This is a genomic window from Burkholderia sp. A9, assembly GCF_000801975.1.
Map to the genome: position 1 here is coordinate 15,072 of NZ_JSZN01000039.1, position 23,104 is coordinate 38,175.

A 23,104-nucleotide genomic window follows, 5' to 3' on the forward strand; every position below is an offset into this window, starting at 1 on the left:
TCGAAGCGAATTGATTCATTAACGACGTGTTCCGCCCAGGACGGCTGCGTAGACGGCCAGCGTCTTCTCCGCGCAAGCTGGCCAATTCAGCGCGCGCGCCCGTGCCAGTCCGGCCGCGCGAAGCACGTCGGCCTTGCCCGGCTGCTCGACGATCATTCTCATGCCGTCGGCGATGTCGCCGCTGCGAGCGGGATCGACCAGGATCGCCGCGTCGCCCGCGACTTCGGGAACCGACGTCGTGCTGGAGGCCACGACCGGCAGGCCCGACGCAAAAGCTTCCACGACGGGCAACCCGAAACCCTCGCACAGCGACGCGAACACGAGCGCACTGGCCGACTGCAGCAGCGCGCGCACCTCAAGGTCGGGCAGATACTCGAGCCAGCGAACGCTGCCGCTGTCGTCCGCGCGCAAGCGTGCAACGAGTTGCTCGCAGCCCCACCCTGCCCGGCCGACGATCACCAGCGGGATCTCGCGGCGCAGATTGGCCGGCAAGCTCGCATGGGCGTCGAGCACGCGCTCGAGGTTCTTCCGCGGCTGCAGGGTCCCGACGCACAGGAAGAATTGCGCCGGCAAGCCGAGGCGCTTCAGTACCGCCTCGCGCTCGGCGGGCTCGACCCGTTCGAAGAACCGGGGATGGACACCCAGCGGAACCACCGAGATCCGCTCCGGTGCAATGCCGAAATGCTCGACGATTTCCTGTTTCGAGTAATCGGAGATCGTGATCACATGGTCGGCCCAGGCACCTGAGCGACGCAGCAGCCAACGCCGCAGCGCCGCCAGCCGAATCGTCGTCCACTCCGGATGCGACAATGGAATCGCGTCCATCAGCGTCGCGATGACCGGTGTCGACGACAGCTTCGGAATCAGGTGATCCGTCGCATGAAACACATCCAGGCGTTCCGCGCGCAGCGCCTTCTCGTCGATGGCGGACCACGGCGTCACGGCGCCCAGCACCGTCGCGACCTCATGCCGGCCGAGATCGATCGCCGGGCGGGCGCCCGGAAATACGTCGTCGCCGACGGTCGCGCCAAAGCCGGCGGGGACCAGGTCGATCCCGCCCCGCGCGATCAGCGCCTGCCCCAATTCGCGCGTATACGAACCGATACCGTCGACGCCGCCATGCGCACGGCTCCGCGCGAGAGCCGTCGTGCCGAAACCGACCTTCACCCACGCCCTCCGCCAAACATCCAGCGCAGCGTACTTTCCAGCGGAATGTCCTCGAGCGGGCCAATGGCGGCCTGCAGCCGCGTACAGTCGCCCTGCAACCGGTGCACTTCATTCGCGCGCACGAAAGCCGGATTGACGCGCACTTCGATCGTGTAGCCGGCAATCTGCTCCATCATCGCGATCACCGCCTTCAGCGACACCGCGCGGCCGGAGCACACGTTGAACACCCCGCCGGCCGGTGCGAGCTCCAGCAAGCGCCGATAGGTATCCACCACGCGGCGCACGTCGGAGAAATCGCGCTCGACGTCGATATTGCCGAGTTCGATCACGCGCTCGCCGCGCTGGAAATGGCTGACGATCTTCGGCAGCAGGAACTGCGGCGACTGCCCGACACCCGTGTAGTTGAACGGACGCGCGACGACGATGGGCAACTTGTCGCGCCAGAGGCGCGCCATGTACTCCATGGCCAGCTTGCTCACCGCGTAATCGTTCGCCGGGTTGGGCTCAACCGACTCGTCGATGACTTCCACCGCCGCGTTGCCGTAGATGTTGGCACTGCTCGCCAGCAGCACCGCCCGCGGACGACGCTCCAGCGACGCGAGCGCGTCGAGCAGGTTGCGCGTGCCGACCACGTTGGTGCGGTAGATCGCCTCGGCGTCACCGTGCGCGACGAACGCGATCGCGGCAAGATGCGCGACCACGTCCGGCTGCACGTCGGCGACAACCTGTGCGAGCGCCGCGCGGTCGCACAGGTCCACCCGATACATATCGGGCCCCGTCGTTTCGGCACCGTGCGTCGTGCCGAACACGCGATAGCCGGCCGCGCGCAACGACTGCGCCAGGAAGTCGCCGGTAAAGCCGCCGAGCCCCGTCACCAGGGCGCGCGGCGCGTCAGAACGAGAAGCCGAGTTCATTGCGACGCAAATCCGCTTCAACCATCATGGCGCACAGCTGCTCGAGCGTCGTCGTCGGCTCCCAGCCCAGCTGCTGCTTCGCCTTCTCCGGGTTGCCGATCAGCAGGTCGACTTCGGCCGGGCGATGGAACTTCGGATTGACGCGCACCACCGTCTTGCCGGTCGCGACATCGACGCCGATTTCATTCACGTCGCTGCCCTTGAACTCGAGGTCGACACCGGTCGCCTTGAATGCCATGCGGACGAAATCGCGGACGGTTTCGGTGCGATTCGTGGCCAGCACGTAGGTATCCGGCTCGTCGACCTGCAGCATGCGCCACATGCCTTCCACATATTCCTTCGCGAAACCCCAGTCGCGCTTCGCGTCCATGTTGCCCAGTTCGAGCACGTCGAGCTGACCAAGCTTGATCTTCGCGACGGAGTCCGTGATCTTGCGCGTGACGAACTCGCGGCCGCGCAGCGGCGATTCGTGATTGAACAGGATCCCGCTGCAGCCGAAGATATCGTAGCTTTCGCGGTAGTTCACCGTCATCCAGTGCGCATACAGCTTGGCCACGCCATACGGGCTGCGCGGATAGAACGGCGTCGACTCGATCTGGGGGATGGCCTGCACCTTGCCGAACATTTCGGACGTGCTCGCCTGGTAGAAGCGGATCTTCGGATTGACGATGCGGATCGCCTCGAGCAGGTTCAGCGGACCGATGCCGGTAATTTCCGCCGTGGTGACCGGCTGGTCGAACGACACGCCGACGAAGCTCTGCGCGGCGAGGTTGTAGACCTCCGTGGCACCGGTCGTCTGCAGCAGGCGGATGCTCGACGACAGGTCCGTCAGATCGTATTCGATCAGGTGCAGGTTCGGGTGCTTGGCGATGCCGAGTTCTTCGATACGCCAGAAGTTCACCGAGCTGGTGCGGCGATAGGTGCCATACACCTGATAGCCCTTCTCGAGCAGGAGTTGGGCGAGATAGGCGCCGTCTTGGCCGGTGATGCCGGTAATGATGGAAACTTTCATAGTTTGAGAATTCATCTTAAGTTCTCTTGCAAAATCTTGATCGGATGATTGACGGCAATGTCACTCGGTCTCCGCAGGGACTTCCATGCGGGTGACGGCCTGGATGACCTGGTGCGTCGGCAGTACGCTGCCCAGCAATTGCTGGACAGAGGCTTCCCAGGTCAGCGTGGGCATTCCCTCTGACTTCGGGTGTGCGCCTTGCCGATACAGCGTGAGCCAGTGTGTCACGGCCTGCGCCAACGCTTCGCCGCTGGTGCCGTGGAAATAATGCGCATGGTCCAGCGCCACCTCACGGAACACCGGCAAATCCCGCGCCAGTATCGGCAGATGCTTGCGACCCGCCTCGATCAGCGGCAACCCGAAGCCTTCGCCTTCCGAAGCCGCCAGCAGACAGCTACAAGCGCCATAGACCTGATCCAGGTATTCATCGCTGATGCTCTCCAGCCAGAATAGTCGTTTTCCAAGCTCGGGATGCGCCCGCAGACGGGCGACCAGCTTCTCGACCAGCCACCCGGATTTGCCGACGATCACCAGATTGACCGCCGTACCTTGCTGCCAGAGCTGCTCGAAAGCCGCCAGCGCCTGGGCATGTCCCTTACGCGGCTCGACCGTCCCCACCATCAAGAAGCTGGGGGCCGCGCGCAGCGCGTTGAGTATACGGGGCGCGTCGCTCGGCATGCCGGTGCTCGGTCGCGAATTCTGTACATCCGCGCCGTAATGGAACCAGCCCACCTCGAGCGCGTCCTGGCGCTGGGGATGATGCTGGTGCAACCACTGCGTGAATTCCTCCGACACCGTCCGGGAGCCGCACACGACGCCGTCATAACGGGAGATCGTGTTCAGCCATTTCGTGAACAGCTCCTCGCTCCCCGGCGCAAAGTAGCTGGGCATCTGCACGCACAGGAGGTCGTACACCACAAACTGGATGCGAACGCCCTGACGCGACATTTCATCGAGAAACGCTTCCTGGACGCCGATGCCGTACGGGTTCAGATCCAGCCCCAAAAAGACATCGCCTGCCTGGAAATCAATGGGATCTTCCTGCACCGACCCGGGGTCGCCCTGCCCCATGAATCGCGACCGCAGACGTTTCGCGTAGAAGTAACCCGTTCGGTCGTGCGTTGCGTAGACCGGCCACACCTCGAAATCCTTCGGTGGATCCTTGAGCAGCTCGCTCAGGATACTCCGCACGACCCGTTGAATGCCGGTCCGGGCGTCATGGCTGACCAGCTCCGATACGTCGACAAAGAGCGCACGGCGCGTGCGCGTGGGCAAGCTGAGCGCAATGCCCTGCGCCACTCGACTCAGTTCGTCTTCGTTGCATTGACGTACCAACGGCGCGAGGGCCTGGAACAGCTTCTTGCGCGTCGACTTGATGCTCGGACGTGACGGTGCCGTCGGCAGCGCCCCACCGTTCTGAGCAAGCAGTTCCCGGCAGCGGGCAAACACCTCGTCCACCGTGATGTCATCGAGACAGAAAAAGTTGTGCGGGCAATCGCGTCGCGCAGGAATGTGGCAGGGCGAGCAAGCTGCCTCATTATGCAAGACATAGCTGTTGCCGAACACCGGTGCCCATTCGTGCGCGGTTTCCAGCCCGCCATAGACCCCGAGCGCCGTCACGCCCAGATAGGCCGCCATGTGCGCGCCGCCGGAATTGTTGGCGACGCATAGCTGGTGGCCGGCGAGATGCCGCATCAGTTCGGGGATGCTGAGCCCCGCTTGAATCACTACTTTTTCAATGCCGTCGAAGCTGAAACGCTGGGCTTCCTTTTCGCTGGCAAAGAACACGCTGACGAGCTCCACCGCGGAATCCGCGGCCAGCCGGCGTGCCAACTCGTGGAATCGCACAACCGGCCATTCCTTGGCATCGCCACCCGCGTAGGGAAACAGCGCAACCGCACGCGTATGCTGCTGCAGCGGGGTCGCGATCGGCGGCAACACCACATAGTCGGACGGATGAGCCGGCAGTGCGTCGACCAGCGCCAGCATCTGCTCGCTGATCGACATGCGATTCAGCGGCGTTTCCACGAACGGCAGGTCCTGGTACGTGGGCAGTGCGATGTCGAGCTTCGCATCGATGGCGGGATTGAGGCAGCCGTAGCCGACCTTGAGCCCCGCCTCGACTTGTGCGAGGACGAATCGCGTATCAGGCTGTCGCCTCAAATCGATCGCCAGGTCGTAGAAACCCAGCTCCTTCACGAATTCGGCCAACGAACCATCGGACAGCTCTGCCTGCAGCGACGATTTGCGCTTGAAGTAGTCGAGCGTCAACACCCGGTCAAAGAATGGCAGGGTTTGAGCCAACGCCTGGTTCCAGCTACCCACCACGACATCGATACTGGCCTTCGGGTATCGGGCGCGCAGACGGGAAATGGCCGGCACCGCCAGCAGCAGATCGCCCATGTGATCCAGCTTCAGCAGCAGGATCCGTTTGATTTTCGGCTCGAACAGCGTGGTGCGCTCGAAGGTCACGGCGCGCACCGCGCGCGACTCACGCGGTCGCTCGAAGGGCGCGATGGCCTCCAGCACGAGCTTGGCGCTGCGATCCCACGAGAATGCCTGAGCCTGGGTCCTGGCGTTCTCCAGCAACCGCGCACGCAGGCCCTCGTCGGTCAGCGCCTGATGCATCTTGGCGCTGATGGACGGGACCGACTGCGGATCGAACAACGACTCGGGGCTGCCCATGACCTCCGGAAGGCTGGCGGCGTCGGCAGCGATCACCACGGCGCCGCATGCCATCGCTTCCAGCGGCGGCAAACCGAAGCCTTCGTGCAGGGACGGGAAGACAAACAGGCTGCAGGTACTGAACAACGCCAGCAGCTCGTCATCGGAGATGTAATCGCTGAACAACAGCTCGTCGGCGCGCAGGCCGGCGCGTTGCGCATGTGCACGAAGCGCGCTCACTTCCGACTGCGGCATGCGACCGACAAACAGCAGCTGGTGGTGTTGGCGCGACGTGTCAGGCAGCTGGGCGAACGCCTCGATCAGCCGCGGGAGGTTCTTGCGCGCATCGGCTCCCCCCGTGTACATGATGAATGGCCTCGTCACCCCCAGGCGCCGCTTCAGGGTCGCCAGCGAGTCTGCATCGGGCACGACGCGGGTAAACATTTCATCGCACGCGCCCGACACATTGGTCACCTTCTCGGGCGCAAAAGGCAATGCACCCAATGCCTCCTGCCGGGCACTATCCGAGATCGCGAGAAGATGGCGTGCCCGCTTCAGGTTTTCGATGCGGTCGGCATAATAGCCACGATAAACGGGGTTCGTCCGGTATTGCTCGTCCGGGTTGATCAGCGGAATCAGGTCGTACAGTATGACCGCGGTCGGCAGCGGTTCACCCAATGCCCCGATGCTGATGACGGCATCGTCGCCCAATCCCTCGAACAGACTGGTGACCAGCACGAGATCGGGATCGAGCGTTTCCAGAAACGCCTCGCGCACGCGTTCGGCAATGGCGCGACGCGACGCATTTTGCGCGTCGATCCAGCGCATCGGCCCCGGCGCCTGCCAGACCCGAATCCGCTCCTGCGGCACCAGCCCTCGAAATGCCTGACGGATCGGTCCGATGGTCTCAGGGAAAAGTCCACTGAGCGCCAGGTAGATTTCATGGTTGCCCGCATTGCGGGCAATGGCCTGCGCCAATGAAAGGGAATAACGCCCGATGCCCCGGAAGCGGCTCTCGGTTTGCGCTCCCTGCATGTCAATAACGATTCGCATGGTTGTCCTACTTTACTTGAGCGACCGACGCCGACCAGGCCGTCGCGACCCCGGAACGATCCGGCGCAACAACACGTCGGGGCGTGCTGATGGAAACAGCCCATCGCGGCCGGGCATCGCACAACGCGCACAGGCCACGCGCCTGTTCTACAGCAAACAAGGTCATCGATCACGCACCGCGCTGATCTGCTGAACGACACGGGTGGTCGAGTCGCCATCGCCGAGTTCGAGCGCGACCACGCGGCCTCCCCGCGCACTTACCGCGTCATGGCCGACGATGTCCTGCACTTCCTCGTCGCTGCCCTGCACCAGGACGTCGGGCTCGACGGACTCGATCAATTGCAACGGTGTCGGCGCATCGAACGCCACCACGTAATCCACTGCCGCCAGGCCAGCCAGCACTTCGGCGCGATAGGCAAAGGGATTGGCTGGGCGCCTGGAACCGTTGAGCGCGTGCACCGACGCATCGGAATTGAGCCCCACGACCAGAATGTCGCCCTGCGCACGCGCTTCGTTGAGGAAGCGGATATGGCCAGGATTCAGCGTGTCGAAGCAGCCGTTGGTGAATACGATGGATTCCCCGCGCTGCCGATGCGTCAGCAATAGCTTCCCGAGGGTTTCCTCATCCACCAGCTTGGGGGCATGCTGGCGTGACGGATACAGTTGATCGCGAACTTCATCCGCGCTGACCACATAGGTGCCGGAATGAGAGACAGCGATGCCTGCGGCCACATTGGCGATATGCACCGCCTCGGATACCGACGTACCGCGGGCCAGCGCCAGTGCGAGTGCCGAGAGTACGGTATCGCCGGCGCCCGACACATCGAAGACATCACGTGCGTGCGTGGGAATGCTGCCCGGCTGGCCGTCCTGGCTCACGTAGACCATGCCCTTCGAGCCACGGGTCACGACGAGATGCCGCAAGTTCAGATCAGCCAACACCTGCTGTGCTCGCTCCAGCAGTTCATCGTCGGACGTGTAGTTGCCGAACAGTCCGATGAATTCGGAATTGTTCGGCTTGAGCAACGTGGCGCCGCGATAGAACGCGGGGTCGGTCCGTTTCGGATCGACCAGTGTCGGAACATTCAAGGCAGCGGCGGCCGCCAGGAATTCCGGCAGGTGGTCCAGCGTACCCTTCGCGTAGTCGGAAAGCACGATCAGGTCATGCTCGGATCCGACGCGCCTGAATTCTTCGAGCAGCAGCGCCTGGGTGCGCGCCGTCGGCCGCACGTCGCGATCGACGCGGGCGATCTGCTGCGCACCCGCCATCAAGCGCGTCTTCTGCGTCGTGCCGCCCTCGGGGTCGGACACGAACAGGGTCCGTACACCGTACTCCTGCAAGCACTTCTGAAGCTCGATCGACGCGCTGTCGTGACCGACCACCGCAAGCAGTGTTGCGTCACCGCCCATGGCACTGACGTTGGCTGCCACGTTCGCAGCACCACCGGGCCGATTCTCTTCGCGACCGACCGCCAGAACGGGAACCGGCGCCTCAGGAGAAATGCGAGAGACGCCACCAATGACGTAGCGATCAAGCATGATGTCGCCAACCACCAGGATTCGAGGTCTGATCGCGTTAGCGGGCTGGGGTTTATGCATGGGGGACGTTATTTCCAAAGCAGCACTTGGCATTGTTGCCGGCACGCGATTCGCGTGCCGGCAGTTCCATCTATTCGGTTACGCGCAGCGTCACCGGGACTCGGACGCACGCGCCGCAGCCCGGAGCTCGTCGAGCACTTCACGGACCGACTCCGGCAAATCGCGTTGCGACAGAGGAGAGCCGACTGCAGCGCTCGGCGACTGTGTCACGACGGCGCGCAAGCGACGGTCCAGTGCCGGACTCATCCTCACCAACCTGAGAGCCGCACGCTTCAATGCCGGCCGCTTCGCGACTTCAGCCGCCCCGACCTTGAGTACGCCCTTGATGCGCGACTTGATCCCGGACAGCAACCTGCGGTCGCGGATTGCAGAGGTCAATCTGCGCAGCGGAGCGCCCACCATACGCACCGGCTTCGACACCCGCCAGGACGTGCTGTGCAGCACGGCATGCAACAGGTCATTCGCCTGCCGGGCCTGCGCTTCCGCGTGCTGAGCCCGCGCCTCCATGGCGCCAAGTTGATTCTCCGCATGCTGGCGCAACTCGTCCGCATGCTGGCAGCGCTCCTCTGCGAGCTTGAGCCGGTCTTCGGTCACCTGCCGTTGCCCGGCATTCACATCTGCCTCGACGGACTGAAGCCGCTCCTGGGCCAGTTGCAGTTGCTCGCTGATCACACGAACCCGTTCGTCGATCCGCTCGACTCCCGCCTCGGCTTTTTCCATCCGGAGCCGCGCGGATTCGGTTCGTGCCTCGTAACGGCCGGCCAGTTGCTCCAGCGACAAACCATACTCGGCTGCGAACACCTGAGCGAACTTCGCCTTGATTTCCGGAGCGGCAGCCTTCTGCGCGATGACCGCATAGTCGGGGCTCGCGCCACGTATCACGTCCAGCAGCGACACCGACTGATCGGGATGACGCAACGCCGGCGACTCCTGCAGCCGAAGCGTCTTCACCGTCTCGAATCCGCCGTGCTCGACCACGAACGACAGCAGCAGCGACGGAATCGGCTTCTGATGCGTGGGATCCAGATAGAAGTTGTTGGTCGCGACCGCGATATTTTCCGGATTCGGCGTCTCGAGGATCAGCAAGCCGCCAGGCCGCAATACCCGCAATGCCTCCGCAACGACACTCTGCAATTGCTCGAAGCTGATGTGCTCGACGACATGGAAAGCCGACACGACGACCTGGCTGTCCGATTCCAGCGTCTGCAGATAGGCCACCGCGTCGCCCTGCGTCGCGGGCAGGCCACGCTCCTCGCAGGCTTGCAGCATGCCGGCGTCCAGGTCCACGCCGAAAGGCGTCAACCCTTGTTCCGACATCAGTTCCAGCCACTCGCCCCGACCACAGCCAATGTCGAACGTGCCGCCGCCCGGATAGACCGACGCCAGCGGCTCGACGAACGGCAAATACTGCCTGCGGATGCTTTTGATGAGGTCCCGGGGTGCGTAATAGCGTTCTTCAAACGCCCGGTAGAAATTCTCGCTCACGACACCACCTTCGCCTGTGTCGGCATCCACGTAATTCCGACGAACTCGCTCACGTTGCCGTTCACCATGTTGAATGTCAGGGCGTGATCCCTCCACTCGAAATTGTTCTGCATGTGCGTACTACCCGTATGCAACGCCACGGCAACCGAATAACTGCCCGGGCCGATATTCGCCAGGAATTCGAAATCGACCGTCGCATTCGCCCCGGCAGCCACATCGCCGATGTCGGACTGGAGATTGTGCGTGTTGGTACCGAAGACCGTCTGCCCCAGTCGGTCCTTGATCATGAAACCCATGACCAGGTCCTGCACGGACTCACGACAGTCGGCAGAGATCCGCAGCGTCACCGGCTGCCCGACTTGAGCGACGTCGATCGGCCTGCCGTCTCGATTCAGCAGCGCGACCTTGTCGATCGTGACTTCACCCGTACCGGAAATGGTCTGGACCTTGCCGCTCTCGAGCACCTCCTGACGAACCTCCTGGTCCTGATGGTCCGCCAGCATCGCGTTGTAGTAATCCATGACCGCCTCGGGCGGTCCTTCCATCTCCAGCCTGCCGGCATTCAGCAGGATCGCGCGATCGCAGATGGCCTGAATCGCAGCCTTGTCGTGCGCGACGATCAACAACGTCGTGCCCTGCTTGCGAAACTCCCGGATGCGATCGAAACTCTTGTGCTGGAAATAGGCGTCGCCGACCGACAGCGCCTCGTCGACGATCAGGATGTCCGGACGACGAGCCGTCGCGACACTGAACGCGAGACGCACCTGCATCCCGCTCGAGTACACGCGCACCGGCTGGTCGATGTATTCGCCGATTTCAGCGAACGCCTCGATTGTCGGCATCAACGCGACAATCTCTTCGACGCTGTAACCGAGCAACTGCCCCGCCATCATCACGTTCTGGCGCCCGGTGAAGTCCGGATGGAACCCCATTCCCAGCTCGAGCAATGCGGCGATCTGGCCGGTCCGCGTCACGCTGCCGACGGTCGGCTGCGTGGTGCCGACGATCATTTTCAACAGCGTGCTTTTGCCGGCACCGTTGATGCCGACAATACCCAGCGCCTCGCCGGAGCGAACCGAGAAACTGACGTCACGCTGCACCCAGTGCAGCGTGTGATGCGGCTTGCCGCGCGGGTCCAGCCACTCGAGAAGACGCGACCACCGGGTTGGATACTGTTTGTATGCCTTACCAAGATTGGTAACGGTAATGGTACCCATCAGAGTTCATCCACCATTTCACCCGCATGCTTGCGGAACAAACTGAAGCCGGCGAGACACAGCACGATGCTCAATACGAGCGGATACACCAGCGCCGACCAGTTCGGCCAGACGTGTTGCACCATCGTGACCTGGAACGCTTCGATCACCGGTGCCATCGGGTTGAAGCGCAATGCCTGTTGTGCAGACTTCGACAAGATGTTGGCTGCATAGACGACCGGCGTCAGCCAGAACCAGAAATTCAGCACGATCCCGAAGAACTGCCCCACGTCGCGGAAGAACACGTTCAACACCCCGAGCGTGATGCCCAGACCGATGGCAAACAACGTCATCAGGGTCAACACGGGAACGATGGCGAAATAGGTCAAACCGGGGAAATTGCCCGACATCACCAGGAACACGGTAAACAACCCGAACACGATCGCGAAATTGACCAGCGCATTGATCACCACGATGATCGGCAGACACAACCGCGGAAAGCTCAGCTTCTTGAGCAGGTTCGCGTTGTTGACGAAGGTGTTCTGGCCGTTGCTGACGATTTCGACAAACATGCCCCACGGCAACACGCCGGCACACAAGTGAATGCTGTACGCGAAGGTGCTGTCCACGCCGGGCAGGCGAGCATGCATGACGCGCGAAAAGATCACCGTGTAGACGACGATCATCGCGAGCGGATTGAGCACGGTCCATGCCGCGCCGAGCAGGGAATTGCGGTACTTGGACTGGAACTCCCGCTTGACGCTACCCAGGATGAAACCGCGATAGGCCCAAAGGACTCTCAACATCCCTAGCATCACGCCCGCCCGTAAACGTCCTGGAAGCGAACGATGTCGTCTTCCCCGAGATACTCGCCGCTTTGCACCTCGATCATCACGAGATCCAGCACGCCCGGGTTCTCGAGCCGATGCTTGTGACCGGCGGGAATGTAGGTGGACTCATTGGTACGCACGAAGATCTCCTGATCTCCGTTCACGACCTTGGCCATGCCGGACACGACGATCCAGTGCTCGCTGCGGTGATGATGCATCTGCAGACTCAGGCTGGCACCCGGCTTGACCTCGATGCGCTTGATCTTGAAGCGCGGCCCCTCTTCGAGCACCGTGTACGTCCCCCAGGGGCGACTGACGGTGCGATGCAACTTGTATGCGTCGTGATTCTGTTTCTTCAGGCGAGCCACGACCTGCTTCACGTCCTGCGCGCAATCGGGATGCGCGACCAGGAGCGCATCCGGCGTATCGATAATCATCAGATCAGCGACACCCACGGCCGCGACCACGCGGTCCTGGCTCTGCACATAGGTATTCCGGCTGTCGATGAAGATGGCTTCGCCGATGGCGCGGTTGCTGTCCGCGTCCGGGGAAACCAGATCACGAATCGCGCCCCAGGAACCGATATCGCTCCACCCGAAACTGGACGGCACGACCGCCACGTTCTTCGAACGCTCCATCACGGCGTAGTCGATGGAGATGTCGGGCATCTTTTCGAAAGACTCCGAAGGAATCTCGAGCATCTGCGCCGACGGGTTGTTCGCCTTCAGCGCCGACCAGCACGCGTCGGCTGCCGTCGCGACGTCCGGCGCATAGCGGGCCATTTCGTCCAGAATGACGCCTGCCTTGAAGCAGAACATCCCGGAATTCCAGAGATAGTTGCCCGCGGCAAGATATTCGGCCGCCTTGTCGGCATCCGGCTTTTCGACGAAGCGCAGTGCCGCCCGGCCTGCACCGATCGCCGCCCCTGCCTCGATGTAACCGAAGCCGGTGTCCGGGCGGGTCGGCACGATGCCGAACGTCACCAGCTTGTCCTGTTGCGCCAGTTCGACGGCACTCGCAACGGCAGCGGCAAATCCTTGCTGATCCTGAACCAGATGATCGGCCGCGAGAATCAGCATCAGCGCATCGCGCCCGTACTTTTCCGCGACGTGATGGGCCGCCATTGCGACCGCAGGTGCCGTGTTGCGACCGGCGGGTTCGAGCATGAATGCGCCGGACAGCGATTCGCCGAGCTTCACGCTCGCGAACTCGTCCTTGCTCATGAAATAGTAGTCGCGGTTGGTGACCGTCAAAATCTCCCGGTGCTGCCCCTCCGCATCACTGCCGACCACGGCTGCCGCGCGGCGATAGGTTTTCAAGAGCAAGCTCTCGCCGTCGGCAAGCTTCATGAACGGCTTGGGATGCCCTTCGCGGGAGACCGGCCAAAGTCGCGTGCCTGCGCCACCAGACAGGATGACGGGGATCAATATCACTTTCACTCCAGATTTGATTTTCCAACCGCGAAAGGAAGGCTTTCACCGCCTTTCGCCTTTTGATTCAACAGTCCGTCAGCAAAAAAATGAGCCGCTTAGGCCAACTTAGTTCGGACAGAATTATAGCCGACGCCCCTTACTCACCCAGGCACAGCCGCAGTGCATCGTCCCAGGCCGGCATCGTCACGCCGAACGTCCGGCTCAGCTTGTCGAGCGCCATCCGCGAATTCGCCGGGCGCTTCGCCGGAACCGGATACTCGCTCGCCGGAATCGGCAGCACCTTCGGTGCAAGCTCGCCCATCGCGATGCCCAGGATCGCTTCCGCGAAGCCATGCCACGACGTCGCGCCGGACGATGTGAGGTGATAAACGCCGGAACGCTTCGCCCACCAATCGGCGACATCATCCACGGCGGCTTGCTGCGCGACGATGTGCGAGGTGACGACGGCGATCGTCCGCGCCCAGGTCGGTGCGCCGACCTGATCCGCGACGACCCGCAGCTCCGGCCGCTCGCTGCCGAGTTTCAGCATCGTCAGCAGGAAGTTCTTGCCGCGCCGCCCGTACACCCAGCTCGTCCGTAGAATCAGGTGCGCGCAACCTGTCGCCGCGATCGCCTGCTCGCCTTCAAGCTTGGTCGCGCCGTAGGCGTTCACGGGATTCGTCGCGTCGGTTTCCGTATACGCACCCGTCTTCGTGCCGTCGAACACGTAATCGGTCGAATAGTGAATCAGCGCACCGCCGGTACGCGCCATCTCCTCGGCGAAGATGCGCGGCACGTCTGCATTCATGCGCCGCGCGGCGTCGACGTCGGTCTCGGCCTTGTCAACCGCCGTATACGCGGCCGGGTTCACGATCAGCGACGGCCTCACGTCCCGCACCAACGCACGTACGCGATCAAGATCGGTCAGATCCAGCATCGACCTGTCGCACGGCACCACGCGTCCGAGCCCCTGCAGCGCGCGCAGCAATTCGAATCCAACCTGGCCGTTCACGCCCGTCACGAGGATCGTCGGTTCAGGATGCACGCCGCCCTCACGCATAGACGTCGGCCTCGGTCAGGCGCTTGCCAGCCGCATCCTTCGGCGCCAATATCGGTGCCACATCGATCGGCCACTCGATCCCGATTTCCGGATCGTCCCAGACGATGCAGCGCTCATGCTCGGGAAACCAGTAGTCGGTCGTCTTGTACAGGAACTGCGCGGCCTCGGACAGGACGACGAAACCATGCGCAAAGCCGGGCGGGATCCACAGCTGCCGATGGTTTTCGGCCGACAGCACGAAGCCGACCCATTTACCGAAATTCGGCGAGTGCTGGCGGACGTCGACCGCGACATCGAACACCTCGCCTTCCACCACGCGCACGAGCTTGCCTTGAGCGTGCCGGATTTGATAGTGCAACCCGCGCAGCACGCCCTTCGACGAACGCGAGTGATTGTCCTGCACGAACGCGATGCCCGGCTCCACCTGCTCCGCAAACTCGCGGGCATTGAAGCTTTCGTAGAAATAGCCGCGCGCGTCGCCGAACACCTTCGGCTCGATGAGCTTGACTTCGGGCAGCGCCGTTGCCGTTACTTGGATAGCCATGCGACCTGGTTCGTGAGAAGGTTCCTGAGGTACTGCCCGTATGCGTTCTTCGACAGCGGCTGCGCCAGCTTCAGCACCTGTTCCGCGTCGATCCAGTGCCTGCGGTACGCAATCTCCTCGGGGCATGCGACGACGAGCCCTTGCCGCTTCTGCAGCGTCGCGATAAAGCTCGCCGCTTCGATCAGCGAATCGTGGGTACCCGTATCGAGCCACGCATAGCCGCGCCCCATGATCTCGACGTTCAGCGCACCGTCCGCGAGATAGCGCGAATTGATGTCGGTAATTTCCAGTTCGCCGCGCGCCGACGGCTTGATGTCGGCCGCGATGTCGCACACCTGGTTGTCGTAGAAATACAGCCCCGTGACCGCATAGTTCGAACGCGGCTTCGCGGGCTTCTCCTCGATCGACACGGCACGGAACGACGCGTCGAATTCGACGACACCATAACGCTCGGGATCCTGCACGTGGTAGGCAAACACCGTCGCCCCGGCCTCGGTGGCATACGCGCGCTCGAGCTGCTTCGCAAGGTCGTGCCCGTAGAAGATGTTGTCGCCGAGGATCAGCGCCGACGGATCGTTGCCGACGAAATCCCGGCCGATCACGAACGCCTGCGCGAGGCCATCCGGTGACGGCTGCACCGCATACTGGATATTCATCCCCCACTGGCTGCCGTCGCCGAGCATGGCTTCGAAGCGCGGCGTATCCTGCGGGGTCGAGATGATCAGCACGTCGCGGATTCCCGCGATCATCAGCGTCGACAGCGGGTAGTAAATCATCGGCTTGTCGTACACCGGCAGCAGCTGCTTCGACACGACATGCGTGATCGGATACAGACGCGTGCCGGAACCGCCGGCGAGAATGATGCCCTTGCGTGCCATCGATCGGCTCCTCAAACGCGTTCCGCGTAGTTGGTTTCAACCCACTTGAGGTATTCGCCCGATGCGACCTCGTCGACCCACACCTGGTTGTCGAGATACCAGGCGACCGTCCTTGCAAGACCGGTCTCGAACGTCTCGGCCGGCTTCCAGCCGAGCTCGCGCTCGAGCTTGCGCGCGTCGATCGCATAGCGGCGATCGTGGCCGGGACGATCCGTCACATAGGTAATCTGATCGCGATAGGACCCTGCGGACTTCGGCCGCGCGTGGTCGAGCAGATCGCACAACGTATGCACGACCTCGAGGTTCTTCTTCTCGTTCCACCCGCCGATGTTGTACGTCTCGCCGGGCACGCCGCGCGCGAGCACTTCACGAATCGCGCTGCAGTGATCGCCGACGTACAGCCAGTCGCGCACGTTCTGCCCGTCACCGTAGACGGGCAGCGGCTTGCCGGCGAGCGCATTGGCAATCATCAGCGGAATGAGCTTCTCGGGAAACTGGTACGGGCCGTAGTTGTTCGAGCAGTTCGTGGTGAGCGTGGGCAGGCCGTACGTATGATGATAGGCGCGCACGAGATGATCGGAGCCGGCCTTCGTCGCCGAATACGGGCTGTTCGGCGCATACGGCGTGCTTTCCGAGAACTGCGGATCGGTGGCAGACAACGAGCCGAACACTTCATCCGTCGATACGTGCAGAAAGCGAAAAGCCGCCTGGTCGGCTTCGTTCAGGCCGTTCCAGTATGTCCGCGCGGCTTCGAGCAGCGTGAAGGTGCCCACCACGTTGGTCTGAACGAAATCCGCCGGCCCGTGAATCGAGCGATCGACGTGGCTTTCGGCGGCGAAATGCAGGACTGCGCGCGGCTTGTGTTGCGCGAACAGTGCGTCGAGTGCGGCGCGATCGCAAATGTCGGCGCGTACGAACACGTGCTTCGGGCTCTCGTCCAGCGACTGCAGCGTGCGACGGTTGCCGGCGTAGGTCAGCTTGTCGACGTTGAGCACGGCCTCGTCGGATTGACGCAGCCAGTCCAGTACAAAATTGGCGCCGATAAAACCCGCACCGCCCGTCACCAGGATCATGAGGCTCCCTCTAGTCATACGCGGCAGGCCTCAAGCACGAGCCGCCATCATTTCGAACCGCGACGGCATCAACGCACGCGTCGCTCAAGGCGGGAATTCTAACTTCTCACCGTGACCGTCAAAGTCATGAAATGCTAATTTTGTCGAGGAAGCGGCAATTATAGGAAGCAAGCCTATGCAAAAGCCATGCTGCTAACAACTTGAAACAGTGCTCCACGCTCGGCAACACGAATGAAATTATGTTTTAAATCAATACGTTAAACTGGCACAATATTGTGCCGCAACGCAGCGCCGCAGTTGCACCGTTTCCCATTCAGCGTCAACACTTTTCACAACCGCCACTCATGCCGCCCACCCCCATCGCCATCGGCGACATCCAAGGCTGTCATTCCGCTTTCCAGTCCCTGCTCGAAAAGCTTTCAGCTTCTGCCGACACCCCGCTATGGATCGCCGGCGACATCGTCAACCGCGGCCCGGCTTCCCTCGCGGCGCTGCGTGCGCTGGTCGAGCTCGGCCCGCGCGTGACCGCCGTCCTCGGCAACCACGACCTGCACCTGCTCGCGGTCTCCGCCGGCATCCGTACCGAGCGCCCGGGCGACACGATCGGCGAAATCCTCGACGCACCCGACGCCGAAGCGCTGCTCGACTGGGTGCGGCACCGCCCGTTCGCGCACTTCGAACAGGGCATGCTGCTCGTCCATGCAGGCGTGCTGCCGCAATGGGACACCACGCTCGCACTGGAACTCGCGGACGAACTGCAGCGCGCGCTGCGTGCGCCGGACTGGCGCGAGACCTTGCAAAAGCTGTACGGCAACGAGCCGAATCAATGGCGTCCGGACCTGAAGAAGCGCGACCGGATGCGCGTCGCGTTCAACGCGTTCACGCGCGTGCGCTTCTGCACGCCCGACGGCGCGATGGAGTTCAAGACGAACGGCGGCCCCGACAGCGCGCCGCCCGGCTACCTGCCGTGGTTCGACGTGCCGGGCCGCCGGACCGAGGACGTGACGCTCGTGTTCGGCCACTGGGCCGCGCTCGGCCTGATGCTGCGCGACAACGTGGTCGCGCTCGATTCGGGATGCGTTTGGGGAAACCAGTTGTCGGCCGTGCGACTGACGGCCGACCCGGCGCAGCGCGCGGTCGCGCAGGTGCAGTGCGAAGTGTGCCGCACGCCGGGCGGCGAGTGACCCGCGCGCCATGCGCGCGGGCAGCATGAAGCATCAGCCCTCGCGCCCCGGCACCGGCTCCTCGGCCGCGGCCTCACCCGCCGCACCGGCGCCGACTTCGGTCGCCGGATACGCATGCTTCTCGAGCTCCGCCAGCGACTCGGGCGACGGCTTGCCGACCTTCTCCTGCAGTGCCGCCAGCGCGGCCGCGATCGCATCGCGCGCCGCCGCCGACGTCGCGCGGCGGTCGCCGCCCGGCGCGATCGGCGCGCCCACATACAGGTGCGCGACGAGCGGACCGCCGCGCAACACCATGTCGAGCGACTTGCCGAGCGACAGCTCGCCCGTATAGGCCGGCGCGACCGACTGCCGCCCCTGCGCGTCCTCGTACATCAGGCAGATCGGCTGCACCGCGCAGCCGGCCGACACCGCGGCCTGGAACAGGTTCGCATGGAACGGCAGCAGCGCCTGCCCGTCGGACGTCGTGCCTTCCGGAAACACGCACATCAGCCCGCCGTTGCGCAGGCGCTCGGCCATCTCGTGCATGATCCGCATCGCCTCGGTACGCTTCTCGCGCTGCAGGAACACGGTATCGAGCTGCTCGGCGAGCCAGCCGACGACCGGCCACTGCCGCACCTCGGCCTTCGACACGAACGGCGTCGGCCGCCACGCGTTGATCGCATAGATGTCGAGCCAGGAGACGTGATTGCCGACCACGAGCGCGCTCGCGTCGAGCCGCGCGCCGTCGTTGTGGACGACGATGCGCATCCCGCAGATCCGCAGCATCTTGAGCGACCAGCGGCGCGTCATCTCGGCGCGGCGCGCGGGCGTGACATGCGAAAAGCGCAGCGCGACGATCGCCATGCCGCGCAGCAGGTGAAAGACGAGACGCAGCTTGCGAAGAGCGGTCATGGCGAAGATCCGGCTTGGTTCAGTGGCGCTCGAACGCGACCTGCCCCGCCACGAGCGTCGCGCGCACGCAGGCCGGCAGTTCGTAGCCGAGGAACGGCGAGTTGTGGCCCTGGCTCTTCAGCGCACGCGGCTCGACGCGCCAGTGCGCGCGCGGGTCGAACACGCACAGGTCGGCCGCGCCGCCTTCGGCCAGACGGCCGGCCGGCAGCTGCAGCACGTCGGCCGGCGCGGCCGTGATGCGGCGCAGCGCCAGCGCGAGCGGCGTGTTCGTTTCATCGGCCCACTTCACCGTGAGCGACAGCAGCAGTTCGAGCCCCGTCGCGCCGGGCGTCGCTTCGCCGAACGGCAGCAGCTTCTCGTCGTCGTCGACCGGCGTGTGATCGGAGCAGATCGCGTCGATCGTGCCGTCGGCGAGCGCCGCGCGGATCGCTTCGCGGTCGCGCTCGCTGCGCAGCGGCGGGTCGAGCCGGAATTGCGAATCGAAGTAGCCGATGTCGACGTCGATCAGGTGCAGGTGGTTCACGCCGACGTCGCACGTCACGGGCAGCCCCTCGGCCTTCGCCGCGCGCACGAGCGCGAGGCCGGCCGCCGACGACAGGCGGGCGAGGTGCACGCGCGCGCCCGTCACGCGCATCAGTTCGAAGATGGTGTGCAGCGCGATCGTCTCGGCCGCGACCGGCACGCCGGACAGCCCGAGCCGCGACGCGAGCGCACCGCTCGCGGCGACGCCGCCGCGGCCGATGAACGCGTCGAGCGGACGCAGCCACGTGGTAAAGCCGTAGGTGCTCGCGTACTGCAGCGCGCGCAGCAGCACCTGCGTGTCACGCACCGGCACGTTGGCATGCGTGAAGCCGACGCAGCCCGATTCGGTCAGCGCGACCATCTCGGTGATCACTTCGCCCTTGAGGCCGACGGTGAGCGCGCCGAGCGGATGAACGTTCGCCTGGTGCAGGTTGCGTGCGCGATACTTGAGCATCTCGACGAGGCCCGGCTCGTCGAGCACGGGGTCCGTGTCCGGCGGGCACACGAGGGTCGTGACGCCGCCCGCGACGGCCGCGGCCATCTCGGACGCGAGCGTCGCCTTGTGCTCGTAGCCGGGCTCGCGCAGCCGCGCGCACAGGTCGACGAGGCCGGGCGCGACGATCAGGCCCGACGCGTCGATGGTCTTCTCCGCGTTGAAACCGGCCGGCGCCGTGCCGAGCGCGGCGATCTTGCCGTCCGCGACGAATACGTCGGCCTGCCGTTCGGTGCCGGCGACCGGGTCGATCAGCGTGCCGCCTTGGATATGAATCTTCATGCGCTGTCTGTGAATGCGTTGATTGCGTGAAAGGGATGCGCGAAAGCGGGCTCAGTCGCTGTTGCCGGCGACGATGCCCATCACCGCCATCCGCACGGCGATGCCGAACGTGACCTGGTTGAGGATCACCGACTGCGGCCCGTCGGCGACCTGCGAGTCGATCTCGACGCCGCGGTTCATCGGGCCGGGGTGCATCACGATCGCGTCGGGCGCGGCAAGCGCGAGGCGCTCCGGCGTCAGGCCCCAGGTCTTGAAGTACTCCTGCGCGGACGGCAGCAGCGCGCCGCTCATCCGCTCGTTCTGCAGGCGCAGCATGATGATCACGTCGACGCCCTTCAGCCCTTCGTCGAGGTTGTGATACACCTTCACGCCCATCTGCTCGAGACCGCCCGGTAGCAGCGTGCGCGGGCCGATCGCGCGCACTTCCGGCACGCCGAGCGTGGTGAGTGCATGGATGTCGGAGCGCGCGACGCGCGAATGCAGGATGTCGCCGACGATCGCCACGCGCAGCTTCGTGAAGTCGCGCTTGTAGTGACGGATCGTGTACATGTCGAGCAGGCCCTGCGTCGGGTGCGCATGACGGCCGTCGCCGGCGTTGATCACGTGCACGTGCGGCGCGCAGTGCTCGGCGATCAGGTACGGCGCGCCGCTCGACGCATGGCGCACGACGAACAGGTCGGCATGCATCGCCGACAGGTTGTTGATCGTGTCGAGCAGCGACTCGCCCTTGCTCGTCGACGACGCATTGATGTTCAGGTTCAGCACGTCGGCCGACAGGCGCGTCGCGGCGATCTCGAAGGTCGTGCGCGTGCGCGTCGAGTTCTCGAAGAACAGGTTGAACACCGACTTGCCGCGCAGCAGCGGCACCTTCTTCACCTCGCGGTCCGTCACGCTGACGAACTGCTCGGCCGTATCGAGGATGTGGTTGACGATCGAGCGCGGCAGGCCCTCGATCGACAGCAGGTGTTTCAGCTCGCCGTTTTTCGTGAGCTGCGGGTTGCCCTTCAGGAAACCGTAGCGGAACCGCTCGGGGCTCGCGGCCGCAGCAGGATTGCCGGTGCGGCCAGTGGTGTCGGTGGTCATGGTGTGCGTGATTCCAACTATGCAAACGGGCCGCGGCGCGAACCGGCGGCCCGGGATACGGTTGCGCGGTTCGCTCAGGCGACGTGCGCCTCGATGCGCAGCGTGAACTGCGCGGCGTCGTCGCGTGCCAGCACGAGCGTCGCATCGGCCGGCACGTCGAGCGTGCCGCCCGCGAAGCGCGCAGCGACCGGCAGCTCACGGCCGCCGCGATCGGCGAGCACCGCGAGTTCGACCACGGCCGGACGGCCGTAGTCGAACAGTTCGTTGAGCGCGGCGCGTACGGTGCGGCCGGTGTACAGCACGTCGTCGACGAGCACGATGCGCGCGCCGTCGACCTCGAACGGCAGCGACGTCGGGCTGGCCTGGCTGTGCAGCCCCTTCTTCGCGTAGTCGTCGCGATGCAGCGCGACGTTCACGACGCCGAACCCGGGCGCGCCGAGATCGCGCGCGAGGCGCTCGGCGAGCCATGCGCCGCCGCTGTGGATGCCGGCGAGCCGCGGGCCGCCCGGCTCGGCGAAGGCCGTGCCGTACGCGTCGCGGATCTGGTCGAGCAGGACGCGGTAGAGCGCGTCGGCGTCAATGGAGCTCATGGTCGGACAATTGATCGAGATACTGTTGAAGGATCACGCGTGCGGCCTCGGCATCGAGCATCTCGGCGCGTGCGCGGCCGCGCACGTTGCGCTCGCGCAGCCCGGCCTCGGCCTCGACCGACGAATAGCGCTCGTCGACCCACGTGACGGGCAGCCCGAAACGGCCGTTCAGCTGGTTGCCGAAGCGCTTCGCCTGCTGCGTCATCTCGTGCGGCGTGCCGTCCGGATGCATCGGCAGGCCGACGACGAGCGCGTCCGGCCGCCATTCGGCCAGCAGCTCGCCGACCGCCTTGAAGCGGTGCTCGCGGTTCAGGTTGGGAATGACGACGAGGGCGCGGGCCGAACGCGTCAGCGCATTGCCGATCGCGACGCCGATCCGCTTCTCGCCGTAGTCGAACGCCAGGAGCGTCGCATCGCGCGCGCTCGCGCCGCTCATGCGTGCCCTGCTTCGCCGGACAGCATCGACGAGCTGACGCCGAGCAGGCCGAGCGCGGCCTCGAAGCGTTCCTCGGCCGGCGTGTCGAACACGATGCGCGGATCGGCGGCCACGGTCAGCCAGCCGTTGCGGGCAATTTCTTCCTCGAGTTGCCCTGCGCCCCAGCCCGCATGGCCGAGCGTCAGCAGGAAGCGCTTCGGGCCGGTGCCCGTCGCGACCGCCTCGAGCACGTCCTTCGACGTCGTCATCTCGAGCCCGCCCTCGACCGACATCGACGAATTGTAGTTCGCGCCCTCGACCGGCTCGTGCAGCACGAAGCCGCGCTCGGTCTGGACCGGGCCGCCGAAGTACACCGGAATGTGCAGCAGCGGCTCGATGTCGAGCTTCAGGTCGATACGGCTGAACAGCGATTCGAGGTCGATATCGGTGGGACGATTGATGACGAGGCCGAGCGCACCGCGCTCGCTGTGATCGCAAAGGTAGACCACCGTTCCCGAAAACGTCGGATCTGCCATGTTCGGCATGGCGATCAGGAACTGGTTGGTGAGATTGATGCGATCGGAAGGCTTTGACATGGTTTGAATTTTAGCAAAGACGCCGCGACCTGACCGGGCCGCGATCAACAAGCAACGCCGCGCGACGCTGGCAACGACGCACGCGGATCACACGGCACTCTAACACGCGCGCGGGCCCTGTCGGCAGCGTGTTGGCGGCCCGCGCCACAAGGGCCGCCGCC

General features: G+C 64.3%; 20 protein-coding genes. 1 reads left to right on the plus strand and 19 read right to left on the minus strand.

Features of this window, described 5'->3' with window-relative positions:
- Nucleotides 1-18: 18 nt before the first annotated feature.
- The 13 genes from PI86_RS14715 to rfbB all read right to left on the minus strand — a co-directional run bounded on the left by PI86_RS14715 (nt 19) and on the right by rfbB (nt 16,887).
- Entirely contained in the window at nt 19-1,167 is a 1,149-nt protein-coding gene (locus PI86_RS14715) for a glycosyltransferase family 4 protein (RefSeq protein ID WP_039323894.1), read from the minus strand.
- Nucleotides 1,164-2,081 (minus strand): NAD-dependent epimerase/dehydratase family protein, encoded by a 918-nt coding sequence (locus PI86_RS14720; RefSeq protein ID WP_039323897.1) that lies wholly within the window; start codon nt 2,079-2,081, stop codon nt 1,164-1,166. Before PI86_RS14720 ends, PI86_RS14715 begins: the two co-directional genes overlap by 4 nt.
- The gene (gmd, locus tag PI86_RS14725; protein WP_039323899.1) at nt 2,059-3,093 is read right to left on the minus strand and encodes a GDP-mannose 4,6-dehydratase; all 1,035 of its coding nucleotides are present in this window, start codon (nt 3,091-3,093) and stop codon (nt 2,059-2,061) included. The genes PI86_RS14720 and gmd overlap by 23 nt, the downstream gene beginning before the upstream one ends.
- A 60-nt stretch (nt 3,094-3,153) precedes the next feature.
- The gene (locus PI86_RS14730; RefSeq protein ID WP_039323902.1) at nt 3,154-6,810 is read right to left on the minus strand and encodes a glycosyltransferase; all 3,657 of its coding nucleotides are present in this window, start codon (nt 6,808-6,810) and stop codon (nt 3,154-3,156) included.
- A 162-nt stretch (nt 6,811-6,972) separates the two neighbouring features.
- Entirely contained in the window at nt 6,973-8,409 is a 1,437-nt protein-coding gene (gene rfaE1, locus PI86_RS14735) for a D-glycero-beta-D-manno-heptose-7-phosphate kinase (protein WP_052319464.1), read from the minus strand.
- A gap of 90 nt (nt 8,410-8,499) precedes the next feature.
- The gene (locus PI86_RS14740; RefSeq protein ID WP_039323976.1) at nt 8,500-9,894 is read right to left on the minus strand and encodes a class I SAM-dependent methyltransferase; all 1,395 of its coding nucleotides are present in this window, start codon (nt 9,892-9,894) and stop codon (nt 8,500-8,502) included.
- Nucleotides 9,891-11,111, minus strand: coding sequence for an ABC transporter ATP-binding protein (locus PI86_RS14745; protein ID WP_039323903.1), 1,221 nt, complete (start codon nt 11,109-11,111; stop codon nt 9,891-9,893). The genes PI86_RS14740 and PI86_RS14745 overlap by 4 nt, the downstream gene beginning before the upstream one ends.
- The gene (locus tag PI86_RS14750) at nt 11,111-11,905 is read right to left on the minus strand and encodes an ABC transporter permease (protein ID WP_039323905.1); all 795 of its coding nucleotides are present in this window, start codon (nt 11,903-11,905) and stop codon (nt 11,111-11,113) included. Before PI86_RS14750 ends, PI86_RS14745 begins: the two co-directional genes overlap by 1 nt.
- On the minus strand, nt 11,905-13,350 hold the full coding sequence (locus tag PI86_RS14755; RefSeq protein WP_039323978.1) for a mannose-1-phosphate guanylyltransferase/mannose-6-phosphate isomerase: 1,446 nt from the start codon (nt 13,348-13,350) through the stop codon (nt 11,905-11,907). Before PI86_RS14755 ends, PI86_RS14750 begins: the two co-directional genes overlap by 1 nt.
- A gap of 139 nt (nt 13,351-13,489) precedes the next feature.
- Nucleotides 13,490-14,392, minus strand: coding sequence for a dTDP-4-dehydrorhamnose reductase (gene rfbD, locus PI86_RS14760; protein WP_039323906.1), 903 nt, complete (start codon nt 14,390-14,392; stop codon nt 13,490-13,492).
- Nucleotides 14,385-14,936, minus strand: coding sequence for a dTDP-4-dehydrorhamnose 3,5-epimerase (gene rfbC / locus PI86_RS14765; protein WP_014897891.1), 552 nt, complete (start codon nt 14,934-14,936; stop codon nt 14,385-14,387). The genes rfbD and rfbC overlap by 8 nt, the downstream gene beginning before the upstream one ends.
- Nucleotides 14,921-15,814: a glucose-1-phosphate thymidylyltransferase RfbA gene (rfbA, locus tag PI86_RS14770; RefSeq protein WP_039323907.1), complete on the minus strand. Its 894-nt coding sequence runs from the start codon at nt 15,812-15,814 to the stop codon at nt 14,921-14,923. Before rfbA ends, rfbC begins: the two co-directional genes overlap by 16 nt.
- Nucleotides 15,815-15,825: 11 nt before the next feature.
- Complete coding sequence (rfbB, locus tag PI86_RS14775) at nt 15,826-16,887, minus strand: dTDP-glucose 4,6-dehydratase (RefSeq protein ID WP_039323909.1); 1,062 nt, start codon at nt 16,885-16,887, stop codon at nt 15,826-15,828.
- 344 nt (nt 16,888-17,231) lie between these two features.
- Here rfbB and PI86_RS14780 point away from each other — a divergent pair, with 344 nt between their 5' ends.
- Nucleotides 17,232-18,071: a symmetrical bis(5'-nucleosyl)-tetraphosphatase gene (locus PI86_RS14780; RefSeq protein ID WP_039323911.1), complete on the plus strand. Its 840-nt coding sequence runs from the start codon at nt 17,232-17,234 to the stop codon at nt 18,069-18,071.
- A gap of 33 nt (nt 18,072-18,104) precedes the next feature.
- On the opposite strand, the gene PI86_RS14785 is transcribed toward PI86_RS14780, so the two are convergent.
- The 6 genes from PI86_RS14785 to PI86_RS14810 all read right to left on the minus strand — a co-directional run bounded on the left by PI86_RS14785 (nt 18,105) and on the right by PI86_RS14810 (nt 22,943).
- A complete protein-coding gene (locus tag PI86_RS14785) occupies nt 18,105-18,962 on the minus strand; it encodes a lysophospholipid acyltransferase family protein (protein WP_039323913.1) in 858 nt (285 codons plus the stop codon).
- Between the two features lie 19 nt (nt 18,963-18,981).
- The gene (locus tag PI86_RS14790; protein ID WP_039323915.1) at nt 18,982-20,259 is read right to left on the minus strand and encodes a dihydroorotase; all 1,278 of its coding nucleotides are present in this window, start codon (nt 20,257-20,259) and stop codon (nt 18,982-18,984) included.
- A gap of 51 nt (nt 20,260-20,310) precedes the next feature.
- Nucleotides 20,311-21,342: an aspartate carbamoyltransferase catalytic subunit gene (locus PI86_RS14795; protein WP_014897897.1), complete on the minus strand. Its 1,032-nt coding sequence runs from the start codon at nt 21,340-21,342 to the stop codon at nt 20,311-20,313.
- A gap of 74 nt (nt 21,343-21,416) precedes the next feature.
- The gene (gene pyrR, locus PI86_RS14800; RefSeq protein WP_039323917.1) at nt 21,417-21,932 is read right to left on the minus strand and encodes a bifunctional pyr operon transcriptional regulator/uracil phosphoribosyltransferase PyrR; all 516 of its coding nucleotides are present in this window, start codon (nt 21,930-21,932) and stop codon (nt 21,417-21,419) included.
- Entirely contained in the window at nt 21,919-22,368 is a 450-nt protein-coding gene (ruvX, locus tag PI86_RS14805; RefSeq protein WP_014897899.1) for a Holliday junction resolvase RuvX, read from the minus strand. The genes pyrR and ruvX overlap by 14 nt, the downstream gene beginning before the upstream one ends.
- Nucleotides 22,365-22,943, minus strand: a complete 579-nt coding sequence (locus tag PI86_RS14810; RefSeq protein WP_014897900.1) for a YqgE/AlgH family protein — start codon at nt 22,941-22,943, stop codon at nt 22,365-22,367. The genes ruvX and PI86_RS14810 overlap by 4 nt, the downstream gene beginning before the upstream one ends.
- Nucleotides 22,944-23,104: the final 161 nt, after the last annotated feature.

What these genes read in the sequence shown, in the direction of transcription:
- PI86_RS14720 (WP_039323897.1), bottom strand. Translation starts at nt 2,081, where the DNA reads ATGAACTCGGCTTCTCGTTCTGACGCGCCGCGCGCCCTGGTGACGGGG.
- gmd (WP_039323899.1), bottom strand. Translation starts at nt 3,093, where the DNA reads ATGAAAGTTTCCATCATTACCGGCATCACCGGCCAAGACGGCGCCTAT.
- PI86_RS14730 (WP_039323902.1), bottom strand. Translation starts at nt 6,810, where the DNA reads ATGCGAATCGTTATTGACATGCAGGGAGCGCAAACCGAGAGCCGCTTC.
- rfaE1 (WP_052319464.1), bottom strand. Translation starts at nt 8,409, where the DNA reads ATGCATAAACCCCAGCCCGCTAACGCGATCAGACCTCGAATCCTGGTG.
- PI86_RS14745 (WP_039323903.1), bottom strand. Translation starts at nt 11,111, where the DNA reads ATGGGTACCATTACCGTTACCAATCTTGGTAAGGCATACAAACAGTAT.
- PI86_RS14750 (WP_039323905.1), bottom strand. Translation starts at nt 11,905, where the DNA reads ATGCTAGGGATGTTGAGAGTCCTTTGGGCCTATCGCGGTTTCATCCTG.
- rfbD (WP_039323906.1), bottom strand. Translation starts at nt 14,392, where the DNA reads ATGCGTGAGGGCGGCGTGCATCCTGAACCGACGATCCTCGTGACGGGC.
- rfbC (WP_014897891.1), bottom strand. Translation starts at nt 14,936, where the DNA reads ATGGCTATCCAAGTAACGGCAACGGCGCTGCCCGAAGTCAAGCTCATC.
- rfbA (WP_039323907.1), bottom strand. Translation starts at nt 15,814, where the DNA reads ATGGCACGCAAGGGCATCATTCTCGCCGGCGGTTCCGGCACGCGTCTG.
- rfbB (WP_039323909.1), bottom strand. Translation starts at nt 16,887, where the DNA reads ATGATCCTGGTGACGGGCGGTGCGGGTTTTATCGGCGCCAATTTTGTA.
- PI86_RS14780 (WP_039323911.1), top strand. Translation starts at nt 17,232, where the DNA reads ATGCCGCCCACCCCCATCGCCATCGGCGACATCCAAGGCTGTCATTCC.
- PI86_RS14785 (WP_039323913.1), bottom strand. Translation starts at nt 18,962, where the DNA reads ATGACCGCTCTTCGCAAGCTGCGTCTCGTCTTTCACCTGCTGCGCGGC.
- PI86_RS14790 (WP_039323915.1), bottom strand. Translation starts at nt 20,259, where the DNA reads ATGAAGATTCATATCCAAGGCGGCACGCTGATCGACCCGGTCGCCGGC.
- PI86_RS14795 (WP_014897897.1), bottom strand. Translation starts at nt 21,342, where the DNA reads ATGACCACCGACACCACTGGCCGCACCGGCAATCCTGCTGCGGCCGCG.
- pyrR (WP_039323917.1), bottom strand. Translation starts at nt 21,932, where the DNA reads ATGAGCTCCATTGACGCCGACGCGCTCTACCGCGTCCTGCTCGACCAG.
- ruvX (WP_014897899.1), bottom strand. Translation starts at nt 22,368, where the DNA reads ATGAGCGGCGCGAGCGCGCGCGATGCGACGCTCCTGGCGTTCGACTAC.
- PI86_RS14810 (WP_014897900.1), bottom strand. Translation starts at nt 22,943, where the DNA reads ATGTCAAAGCCTTCCGATCGCATCAATCTCACCAACCAGTTCCTGATC.